We start from the raw sequence: 11,099 nt of genomic DNA on the forward strand, positions 1-11,099 counted from the left end.
GCCCGGGACGACCGCGGCCCGTGGGCCGGGGTGGCGTCCCGGCCCACGGGCCCTCGTCATCGAGACCGCCGAGCCGGGTTCCCACTCCCGGCCGGTCGAGCCCCCTTCGCCGGAACGACCCACCAGGGCTCCCTTAGACCCTGGCGGCTCTCGCAAGCAGGCCCCTCACCGGGTTCCCCAACCCTCATGACCCGCCCCGTCCGGCGGCAGCAACCATGTAACCCGACCACCCTGGAGACTCACCCCCACCACACCTGGCAAAACCCTGAGAGCACCCCACCGCGCCGCACCGGCACAACCGACCCCGCACCGGAGGCGAACCGATCCCGACAAGAGACGGCGGCGCGAGAAGCGCAGGAGGACGAGAAGCAGCGGGAGGGACGTCAGGGATCAGCCGCGGAGCCGTCCACGGGATCGCCCGCGGAGTCCACAGGGCCGGCTCGGGCGGCGGAGGTGGTCGTGCGCGCGACGCCCAGCACCCGCACGCCCACGGACACCTCCACGACAACGTCCTCCTCGACTACGGTGCACGCCCTCACCTCGGCGCCGTTGGCCCGCGCCACACGGCCCGCCACCTCGCACGGGTCTCCCGGGGCGAGGACCGAGGACAGCGCCGTCGCCCCGCCCAGCGCCGCCAGGTCGGCCGCGGTCCGAGCCCGCCCGGCGGCCGCCTGCGCCTGGATCAGGCCCGAGACGCCGAGCGCGGCCGCGAGCAGGACCGCAATGACGCCCACGACCAGCACCGTGCCCGAGCCGCGCTCGCCTGCGGCCGCGACCCGCACCGCCCGGCCCCACCCGTGCAGCGCCTGCGCGACTTGCGCCCTCATGGCCCGCTCGGCTCGGTGTAGGCGCAGGCCGTGCTGCGCGCCGTGAGCCCAAGGCCTCCCAGCGGGCCCGGCACCGGTCGGCTCACGTGCACGCAGGTCAGCTCGCCGCGGTCGACGCCGACGCTCACCTCTCCCCCGGCCCGCACGGCCTCCCCCTCGACGTCGTCGGAGCCGATGGCGGCCTGCCGTGCCGCCACCCGGGCGGCGTCCGTCACGCGCAGCTGGGTGACGCCGGCGCTCACGGCGGACAGCACGAGCAGCAGCACGAGGACGACGGCGGGCAGGGCCACGGCGATCTCCGCAGTGACCATGCCCGCCTGACCGGGCGCGGCGGGTCGCGGAGCCGCCCCCGCTGGACGGGAGCGGTCCGCTCTCCGCGCCATCATGCGTCAGCCCGCCGAGAGCGCGGACTCGATCAGGCCCTGCAGGACGCTCTGCAAGGAGCCCGAGCGGATGATGGCGAGCAGGAGGCCGGCGAAGGCGGCCGCCGCCAGGGTGCCGATGGCGTACTCGGCGGTGGCCATGCCGGCCTCGCCGCGGGCGTCCTCCGTGCCGTCCGGAGCGAGGCGCTCCGCACCGTGCGGGTGCGCGAGGGCCCAGGCGTCGCGCACGGTGTTCCAGATGTGCTTCATATGGTTCTCCTCGGGGTAGAGGGGCCCGACCGGCCGACGGCGCGCACACCGGCCGGCCGAGCCTCGCGGGCACCGTGCCCGCGTCACCAGGGTCGGGCACGGGTGCTTCCGCGCGCACGTGGGCCCTTCGAGCCCTGTGGGCGGAGCGTGCGTGAGCCGTCCTGTGGGGCCCGGCGGACGCTCCACGACGGCGGTGGGACGGCGGTGGGACGGCGGGGTGCGCGCCGCGCACGTCGCGCGCCGGGCGCCCCTCACGCTCCGCCGATGAGCTCGCGGATCTCCTGGGCGGTGAGCCGGGCCCGGCTCGCGCCGCCCGCCCCGGCGCCCCCAGGACCTCCAGGACCCCCGGCGTCGTCCGCGGAGCCCTCGACCACGCGGTCGAAGAGCTCGGCCTTCTTCTCCTTGAGGGCCATCACCTTCTCCTCGATGGTCCCGGCGGACACGAGCCGGTAGACCATGACCGACTTGTCCTGGCCGATGCGGTGCGTACGATCGACCGCCTGCTCCTCGGCCTGCGGGTTCCACCACGGATCGAGCAGGAAGACGTAGTCGGCCTCCGTCAGAGTCAGACCGAAGCCTCCCGCCTTGAGCGAGATGAGGAAGACGTCGGCCCGCCCGACGCGGAAGGCGTCGATAACCTCCTGACGGTTCGTGGTCGTCCCGTCGAGGTAGGCGGTGCGCATCCCGTCGGCCTCCAGCGCCTCGCGCACCCCGGTGAGGTAGCGCGTGAACTGGCTGAAGACCAGCGCCCTGTGCCCCTCGGCGACGACCGGGCGCAGCGTCTCCAGCAGCACCTCGACCTTCGCCGTCGGCCTGCGCCTGCGGCCGCCCCCGCTGACCCGGCGGGACCCGGCGCCGCCCCGCGGCACCTCCACCAGCGCCGGGTCGAGCGCCATCTGGCGCAGGATCGTCAGGGACTTCAGAGCGGTGAAGCGTGCCTGCGCCGTGTCCTCCTCCAGCAGGCCCAGGACCTTCTGCCGCTCGCGGGAAAGCCGCCGGTCGTAGGCGCGCCGGTGCCCCGCCTCCAGCTCGACGGACAGGATCTGCTCGCTCTTGTCCGGCAGGTCGGCGGCGACGTCCTCCTTGGTGCGGCGCAGCAGGAAGGGCCGGATCCGTGCGCGCAGCGCCGCCAGGGCGTCGTCGTCGCCGTGCTCGACGGGGCGCCGGTAGACCCTGGCGAAGCGGTCGGGCCCGGGCAGCAGGCCGGGCGCCGTGATCGACAGCAGGCTCCACAGGTCCATGAGCGAGTTCTCCAGCGGCGTACCGGTAATGGCGACGGTCGACGGCGTGCGCAGGCTCCGGACCGCCTTGTAGGTGACGGCGGTGTGGTTCTTGACGAACTGGGCCTCGTCGAGCACGACCCACGACCAGTCGACGCCGGTGAAGTCCTCCTCGAGCCGCGCGATTGTGTAGCTGGTGACCACCATGTCGGCGTCGGCCACGATCTCGCCCAGCTCCTCGTCGCGCTTGGCGCGGGTGCGGGTGACGGCTCGCACCCGCAACTCGGGGCAGAAGCGCGCGGCCTGCTCCACCCAGGCGCCCACGACGCTCGTGGGCGCCACCACCAGCACCGGCCCGCTCTCCTCGGGAACGACGGCGGAGGCCGCGGAACCGCCGGAGTCCGCGGGGCCGGCGGAGGTCTCAGACCCGGCGGCCCTGCCCTCCATCATTCGCTGCACGACGGCGAGCACCTGGACCGTCTTGCCCAGGCCCATGTCGTCGGCCAGCACCCCTCCGAGCCCGGTGGACTGCAGCAGCGCGAGCCACCGGTAGCCGTCGAGCTGGTAGGGGCGCAGGGTGGCGCGCAGTCCGGCCGGCGCGGGCACGTCGAGGGCTGAGGCGGCCCCGGCCCCCGGCTCAGCCCCGCCGTCGGATCCCGGCTCGGCGCCGGCTCCCGCCGCGCCGCTCCCGACACCGCCGACGCCCGCCTCGGCGGCGGCCGCCACCGCCAGCAGCCGCTCGACGCCCTCACGCCAGCGCTGCGTCGCCTCCCCGACGACGCCGAGCCTGACGAGCTCGGCGTACAGCCCCGCCTGGAACGGGGTGACAGACAGGTCCCCGGCGCTGCGGGCCTCCGGGTCGCGCAGGTCGCGGCCCTCCTCCATGAGCCGGGCCAGGCGCACGATCTCGGGCCGGTCCGCCAGGCTCACCCACCTGCCGGAGTCGAGCAGGACCTCCTCGGCGCCCGTGGCGACCGCCGTCATGAGACGGGCGACGGGGACGTCCTCCTGCCCGACCCTGACGCGCACCTGCAGGGAGAACCAGTCGAGCCGCTCGCCGTCCTCGGCGACGTCGGTGGTGATGAGCGGGGCCTCCTCGGCCTCGTGGTAGTCGGGCACCTCGCCCGCCACCTCCACGACGGCGCCGTCGACCTGCTCCAGCACGGGCAGGGCCTGCGCGACGAGCCTGGCGGTGGCCATCCCCTCGAAGACCCTGCGCTGCCACAGGGGCCCGTGCGCCTGCGCCAAGGGCAGGCACTCGTTGACGATGCGGCGCACCAGGCGGTCCTCGGCGGCGTGGTCGCGCATGGCGGGCGCGGCGGTCCCGGAGGGCGGAACGGCTCCGGCGGTTCCGGCGGCCCCGGAGGACGCCGCGGTCCTCGGCGAGACGGCCCCGGGCGCACCGGCCCACTGCGACCACTCCAGGGGCCCCGGGCCGTCAAGCACCTCCGTGAGGTCGTCAACGGCCGCCTCGCCCCGGTTCTCGCCGCTCGACGTCACGTACCGGATGGACCAGGCAGTCTCGGCGCGGTGCCTGGCGGCGTCCACGCCGACGTGCAGCACGGCGACGGGCTCGCCCGTCTCCGGCAGGTGCATCGCAGGATCCAGGTCGATGATCGGGACGGCGGCCGCGAGCCTGCCCAGGTGCTTGCTCTCGAAGCGCTCCACGTCGGCGGCCGGGATCGTGAGGCGCTCGTTGCGCCTCAGGATCCTGCCCAGGACCTCGCCGGGCAGCGGGTCCAGCGGCATGAGGTTGAGGACGCCGTCGTTCCCGGTCAGGGCGTAGCCGTGGGTCGGGTCGCCGAGCGGGCGGGGCTTGGGGGCGCGGCCCTCCCCGGTGGCGAGCCCCTCGACCCCTGACAGGTCGATCGAGGGCGAGATGCGGGCGGTGCCGTCCTCGTGGCGCCTGACGCCGACGCCCACGCGCAGGCCGCGCAGGATCCTCACCTCGTTGCCGCCCCGCTGCGCCGTGGTCAGCGTGACGCCGGCCTTCACGCCGCGGCGCAGGACGTCCCACACGCGGGCGGGCATCGCCTCCAGGGGGATGCGGGAGTCGCTGTAGTAGAAGTAGCCGTCGGGGTCCATGGACGCCAGGTCCTCCAGGCAGTCCAGGGCCTCGGGGGCGACCCGCCCCTCCAGGTCCCCGCTGAAGACGGCTCTCCAGGAGATGCCCTGCTTGACCCACCCGCGCTTGCCCGCGAGCAGCGGGAGCAGGCCCAGCCGTCCGGTCCGGTAGCCGCCAGAGTCCTGCGCGGAGATCTCGATCGCGACCGCGCGCCGCGAGGTCTTCCGGGTGCGCAGCATATAGGTCAGGCGGCGCTCCCAGTCCGCGTCCCCCGGCAGGGCGTCGGCGGCGGTGGCCCGGCGCCGGGCGGTCAGGATCAGGGCCACCGTGTGCTTGCAGCTGCTCCCCACGGGGCACGAGCAGCTCCCCCGCCAGTCGATGTGCTCACCCCTCGACTTGGAGAAGACCATGGTCTGGTAGACCTGGCCCCGCGAGCCGCGGACCTCGGCGGCGACGATCTCGCCGTTGCCCGACACCGAGAGGTTGGAGACCCGGCGCGTCTCCGCATACCTGCGCCCGCGCCCGAAGGCGGCCGAGCCCGTCTTCGCGGAGATCTGGGCGTCGGTCACGCGGGCGGGCCAGTCGTCGGAAGTGATGTCTCGGGCCATAGGGGGACCTTACGGGCAGGGTGCGACACGCCGCGACGCCGGTCGGGCGGGGCGCGTCGCCCGGGCGGGGCCCGCAGCGGGGCGGTCACCCCGTCTCAAGACCGCGCCACCCGTCCCGGTCCTTCGGTCGGCCTTCGCCTACTCCTCGCCCGCACTGCCATCCGCACCGCCGCCCGTTCCCCCGCGGCGAGCCTCCTGGCGCAGCTCGCGCAGCTGTTCGCGCTCACGACGCCGCTGAGCGCGGTCCTGCGCCCACAGCACGGCACGGCGCTGGCGGGCCTCCTCGCGCTCGAGCCTGAGCTGGCGGCGCATCTGCTGGCGCCAGTTCGACCGCTCCGCCTCGATCTGCTTCAGGCGCTCGGCCAGACGGCGCGCCTCCGACTCCGACAGGCCGTGGTGGTGGAAGAGGATGTCGCGGCCGCGGCGCGGCAGGCCGTTGACGGGCGTCGACGGCGAGTCGGTGGGGGACGGGCCCGCAGGACCGGCAGCCGGCGCCGCGGAACCGGCTGGCCGCGCGGCGCCGTCGTCGGCCGGACGCGGCCCCAGCCCGGCGGGCCGGCGCGGCTCGCTGACGAGCATCTCGCCGGTGTCGCCCGAGGCCTCGATCAGGCCGTGCCCGTGCCGCTCGCGCGGCCCCTGGACGACGGCGAGGGCCTCGACGGCGGGGGCGTGATCGTCCTCGGAGGACAGGGCCAGCCCGAGGGTGGGCATGACCAGCACGCTGACGGCGCCCGCCAGCACGAGCGTGGAGGCGAAGGAGGAGCTCATGGCGTCGGCGCTCACCGCCACCTGGGTGACCGCCACGATGATCGGCAGGGCGGTGGTGGAGTAGACGGCGATCTGCAGGGACTGGCGCATGGAGTAGGCGCGCGAGCCGTTGCGGCGCCGCTCCAGGCGGGAGGCGACCCACACGGGCAGGCCCCGCACGAGCACGAGCATGAGGAGGAAGGCGCCGATGGTCGCCAGCGACTGCTCCGACATGGTCAGCTCGATCCCCATGCCGGAGACGACGAAGAAGATCGGGATGAAGAAGCCGTAGGCGAGCCCGTCGAGCTTCTCCTCGAACTGGCGGTTGCCGTCGGGCAGGGCGTAGCGCAGGATGAATCCGGCGGCGAATGCCCCCAGGACGACGTCGAGGTCGAAGACCTCCGCGAGCGTGCACAGGCCCACCAGCAGCAGGACCGTGATGCGCACGGTGGTCTGCGCCGTCGTCGTGCCGCCCAGGCGGATCACCTCGATGAGGCGGCGGCCGGCGCGGCGCACCCGGTCGGTGAAGCGCACGATGAGGAAGGTGACGGCGCCGAAGACCAGGAGGATCGCCAGGCTCGCCCAGGTCGAGCGCGACCCCAGCAGGAGCGCCATGAGGATGACGGGGCCGACCTCGCCGACGGCGCCGTGGTTGAGGATGGCCGCGCCCACCGCCGTGGGCAGCAGCCCCCGCTCGCGCAGGATCGGCAGGATCGTGCCGATGGCCGTGGAGGTCATGGCGATGGCAATGGCGATGCCGTTGGCGGAGAAGACCCCGCCGGACACGCCGACGGCGGCGACCGCCGCGAAGGCCAGGCCGAGCGAGCCGGCCCAGGCGACCATGGCGTGGCGGCCGCCGGAGCCGCGCAGCTCGTTGACGTCGATCTCGTAGCCCGCCATGAGGAAGAGGAAGGCGACGCCGAGCTCCTTGAGGAAGGCGATGTCCTGGCCCTCGTGGGCGATGCCGAGGCCGCTGGGGCCGATGAGGACGCCGCCGGCGATGAGCAGCACGGTCTCGGGCAGCAGGCGCTTAGGGACGCTCCAGGAGATGAGTGGGGCGATGAAGGAGACCGCCACAATGCACAGCAGGGAGACGAAGACCGCGCTCACGTCCGCTCCTTTCCTCGGCGACAGGGACTCGGCGACCAGTAGCGGCCGGCGGTGGGGATGATACCCAGGGCCCGACGGCGGGGCGCGCCGGCGCCGCCGTGCTGCCCCTGTGATGCCCCTGTGCGTCGAGATAGACATTTTCGTACGAGGTAGACGGTGTCACCGCCAATCTCGTACGACAATGTCTATCTCGACGGGATGGGCGCGAGGGACGGGCGCAGCGCGGGGCGGCGGGGCGCGACGACGCGCTCAGGGCTCCGGGAAGGCCAGGAGGCCGAGGCCGCCCCTGAAGTCCATAGGAAGATACGTGACGATCCGCACTTCTCGGCGCGAACGCCTCGGGCAAGTCGACGCTGCTCTCGGCCGCGAGCATGCTGAGCGGGGCCGTCAGCGAGCCCGGCCTGCTGCTCTACCACCCTCATGTCACGGCCGCGATCGAGCGCCCGACCGCCTACGACGTCAACTTCGTGACCGACGGCGTCCGGTACCACTACGAGGTCGAGGCCGCGGCCTGGGGCATCCGCTCGGAGTCGCTGCACACCTTCCCCAAGGGCACTGCCCGCCACCTGTTCACCCGGACGCAGGCCGACGACAAGGCCCCGATCGAGGTCAAGACCGGCTCCGCCCTCAAGGGCCCCACCGCGGAGGTGAAGCGCCTGCTGACCCCCACCGACCTCATGCTCGCGGTGGCGGCGCGCTACCGCCACACCACCCTCCGACCGGTCGCACAGGGACTCCGAGCCGGAAGCACCGTCGTCAAAGTCCTTCGGGAAGAGTCCGATCAGCAGCTCTGGCTCCAGTGGGTGATATCCCGCATGGTCGAGGACCCCTCGAAGTGGAGTGCGATCATCCGCGCCCTCGCGGGGACCGCGGACCTCGGCATTACCGGCGTCGAGGTCCGGGAGAGGGAGATCCCGCCGGAGGTCCTCGGGCGGATCCGGGCAATGCTCGCCGCGGGCACGGGTGATGACGAGCTGCGGGAGATCCCCGAGGAGGCCGTCCCTCCGGTCTCCCGGTCCCTCGTCTTCACCCACGTCGACGGCGATAGTCCGCCCTTCGAGCTCGGCCTGGGCGCTCAGAGCGCCGGCACGATCACCTGGCTCGCGACGGCGGCCCCGGCGATCGAGACACTCGCCCGCGGCAGTCTCCTTGTTGTGGACGAGCTCGACGCCAGCCTCCACCCCTCGCTCACCGCCGCGCTCGTCACCATGTTCAAGGACCCGGACCTCAACCGCACGGGAGCGCAGATCCTGTTCTCCACCCATGACGCGACGCTCCTGGGCAACTCCCCGGCGCGCCTGCTCGAGCCGGGCGAGGTCTGGTTCTGCGAGAAGGACGGCGGCTCCAGCGAAGTGTTCCCGCTGTCTGACTTCGACTCCCGTCCGGGCAACAACGAGCAGAAGCGCTACCTCGCCGGCAGGTTCGGCGCGCTGCCCGACGTAGACCTCTCCCGCCTGCTCGCCCGCGACATTCTGGGCGCGGCCGCCCGCCGGGAGAAAGGAGAGGAAGAGCCTGCCTGACGACTTCCCGTTCGACGCCTTCACCCGGGCCTGCCCGAGCTCCCGGCTGCCCGGCATCGCCCTGCCCGAGCTCAACACGCAGGGGCCGTGCCCGTCGACGACGATGCCGCACCTGTTGAAGCGCCTGGGTCTCACCACCGGCCGTGCGGCGAGATAGACATTTTCGGATGAGGTAGACGGTGTCACCGCCAATCTCGTACGACAATGTCTATCTCGACGGGGTGGGCGCGAGGGGCGGGCGCAGCGCGGGGCGACGCGTAGCGGCGGCGGGGCGCGACGGCGCGCTCAGGGCTCCGGGAAGGTCGGGAAGAGCTCGGCGGGGACCAGCTCGATCAGGGCGGGGCCGCCCTCGTCGTCGGCCTGGGGGGCGAGGCAGAGCTCGAGCCAGTCCAGGAAGCGCAGTGGTTCGCGGGTCGTGGGGTGGGCGAGCGGGAGAATGCCGCAGTCGTTGGCGAGGTCGAAGTACCACACGGTCCCGACCACCTCGGGATCGACGGCCGCGACCACCAGGATCGCGTTCATCCCGCAGCCCTCCGTGCACAGGGGGATCCATCCGCGGTCGACCTCGCCGCGTTCGAGGGCCTCCCAGTAGGGGCCCTCGTCCGCGGGGTCGCAGACCAGGGGGCGGGCGAAGGTGTAGGGGAAGGGCGCGCTCGGGTCGAGGTCGTCAAGGCCACCGAAGTCGTCGTCCGTGTCCGGGGCGCCGAGCCCGCACAGCCCGTAGAAGGGCTGGCCGCCGGAGCCCGCGACGCGGGTGATGAAGGCGCGGTAGTCCGCGGGAAGCGTAATTCCCCACTCGTGCTCGTAGGCGGCCACCCGTCCCTCGTCCAGCGGAGGCCGCCATGTGACCTCATTGCGGAAGGGGTGTCCGGCACCCCCGGGCGGCGGGCTCGCGATCTTGCCGGCCACGCGCTGAAGGTCGTCGTCGAGACTCATGGGCCATGATACAGACGCCTCTGCTGGAAGGCGCCGGGCCGGGCGGTGCCGGCAGCGCGGCCGGCGCCAGCGGCAGCTCGCCACGTTCCGGCCGGACGAACCGCCCGGCGCCCCCGGGCAGCCGCCCGCCGGCGCCGGCGCCGTCCGTCAGATCCTGCCGCCCGCGTCCTGCCGCTCGGCCTCCTTCAGGGCGGCCTCGAGGGCGGGCAGGATGCCGCGGGTGCTCAGCCTCCACTTCCACCTCCGGGTGCTGAGCCGCCGCAGCGCCCGCTGGTACAGCTCATCGGGCGACGACCACTCGGGGCTGGTGGCGCGGACGTCGGCCATGAGCGCGACCAGCTCGCGCGGGTGGATCTCGGCAATGGAGCCCACATGGTCCAGGGCCTTGAGACGGTAGGGCGCCGCCACCTGCATCGCATCCCGGCTCCGCCACACGAAGTCGTACTCGTCGATGTAGGCGAAGGAGTCCCCCAGGAGGCCGCGCACCCGGGCCTCCTGCGCGGCATTGGGCCGCGGCAGGCCGAAGGCGCCGCAGACCTTCATAATGAGCCGGTGCCGGGCGATCGGCGACTCGACGTCGCAGATGCTCCGCGCCACCTCGACGACCAGGGCCCGCGCCCCCTCATCATTGTTGGCCGCGCGGTCCAGGATCTCCGTCGGGAGCTCGCGCTGGGGCCGCCACTGGCGGTAGCCGGCCGGGCCGAGCGGTGCGGCCGCGACGGCGCCCTCCGGCGTCGGCGCCCCCTCCGGCGTCTCCGAGGCCTCCGGTGTCTGCGCAGACGGCTCCTGGAGCGGGAACGGCCCCCCGGCGGCCTCGACGAGCCGGGCGACGACGGCGTCGGGGTCGGCGACCCACTCGGGCGTCCAGACGCGCTCGATACGCTCCCACCCCATGTTGCCCAGGACGTCGACCGGCAGCAGGTCGCGGTCCGTCGTGCTCCTGCGCCCGTCCCATCCCGGCCCGTCCAGAAGGACGGCGACCCTGGGCCGATCCGGATTCCCGGCCTGCCTCGGCTGGCCGGCCCCCGGGGCGGCGAGCACGAGGTCGATCTCGAAGGACGAGTGGCCCACCCCGACGCTCACCGCCAGGCCCGCCTCGCGCAGCCGCTCGGCGATCTCGTTGCGGTGCAGGTCCACCGCGCTGTGGGAGGCCGGAAGCGCCCGCGGCGCACCCCCGCCGCGGGCCTGCTCCAGGTAGGCGCGCAGGTCCCGCACCCCCTGGTGGGCCGAGCGCTCGACGTGCAGGTCCTCCGGGTCGAAGCTCGAGAACACCACGATCTGGCACCGCGCCCGGGTGATGGCGACATTGAGCCGACGCTCCCCGCCGGCGTGGCCGAGCGAGCCGAAGCTGAGCGGGACGTCGCCGCGCTCATTGGCCGAGAAGGTCAGCGAGAACAGGATCGCGTCCCGCTCCTCGCCCTGCGCGTTCTCCAG

Annotated in this window: 8 protein-coding genes and 1 pseudogene; 2 read left to right on the plus strand and 7 right to left on the minus strand. The window is 73.7% G+C overall.

Annotated features, from left to right (window positions below; all coding sequences use genetic code 11):
- Positions 1-383: 383 nt before the first annotated feature.
- The 5 genes from O145_RS14630 to O145_RS14650 all read right to left on the minus strand — a co-directional run bounded on the left by O145_RS14630 (position 384) and on the right by O145_RS14650 (position 7,209).
- Positions 384-827, minus strand: a complete 444-nt coding sequence (locus O145_RS14630; protein ID WP_084682664.1) for an Rv3654c family TadE-like protein — start codon at positions 825-827, stop codon at positions 384-386.
- Positions 824-1,138, minus strand: coding sequence for a TadE family type IV pilus minor pilin (locus O145_RS14635; RefSeq protein ID WP_043564300.1), 315 nt, complete (start codon positions 1,136-1,138; stop codon positions 824-826). The genes O145_RS14630 and O145_RS14635 overlap by 4 nt, the downstream gene beginning before the upstream one ends.
- 78 nt (positions 1,139-1,216) lie before the next feature.
- Positions 1,217-1,459, minus strand: coding sequence for a DUF4244 domain-containing protein (locus O145_RS14640; RefSeq protein WP_043564302.1), 243 nt, complete (start codon positions 1,457-1,459; stop codon positions 1,217-1,219).
- A gap of 251 nt (positions 1,460-1,710) precedes the next feature.
- Entirely contained in the window at positions 1,711-5,352 is a 3,642-nt protein-coding gene (locus tag O145_RS14645) for a DEAD/DEAH box helicase (protein ID WP_043564304.1), read from the minus strand.
- A 138-nt stretch (positions 5,353-5,490) separates the two neighbouring features.
- The gene (locus O145_RS14650) at positions 5,491-7,209 is read right to left on the minus strand and encodes a cation:proton antiporter (RefSeq protein WP_043564306.1); all 1,719 of its coding nucleotides are present in this window, start codon (positions 7,207-7,209) and stop codon (positions 5,491-5,493) included.
- Positions 7,210-7,538: 329 nt separating this feature from the next.
- Here O145_RS14650 and O145_RS19775 point away from each other — a divergent pair.
- Both O145_RS19775 and O145_RS19780 read left to right on the plus strand, forming a co-directional pair.
- Positions 7,539-7,841 (plus strand): annotated as a pseudogene (locus O145_RS19775) (AAA family ATPase); the annotation flags it as partial.
- A 312-nt stretch (positions 7,842-8,153) separates the two neighbouring features.
- On the plus strand, positions 8,154-8,729 hold the full coding sequence (locus O145_RS19780) for an AAA family ATPase (RefSeq protein ID WP_411265967.1): 576 nt from the start codon (positions 8,154-8,156) through the stop codon (positions 8,727-8,729).
- 285 nt (positions 8,730-9,014) lie between these two features.
- Here O145_RS19780 and O145_RS14660 read toward each other — a convergent pair whose 3' ends face one another.
- Positions 9,015-9,665 carry an SMI1/KNR4 family protein gene (locus O145_RS14660; protein WP_043564308.1) on the minus strand — a complete coding sequence of 217 codons (651 nt, stop codon included), beginning with the start codon at positions 9,663-9,665 and terminating at the stop codon, positions 9,015-9,017.
- 147 nt (positions 9,666-9,812) lie between these two features.
- A partial coding sequence (locus tag O145_RS14665; RefSeq protein WP_043564309.1) for an AAA domain-containing protein occupies positions 9,813-11,099 on the minus strand: 1,287 nt, incomplete at its 5' end.

The organism is Actinomyces israelii DSM 43320 (assembly GCF_000711965.1).
In the GTDB taxonomy this organism is placed as follows: Bacteria; Actinomycetota; Actinomycetes; order Actinomycetales; family Actinomycetaceae; genus Actinomyces; species Actinomyces israelii.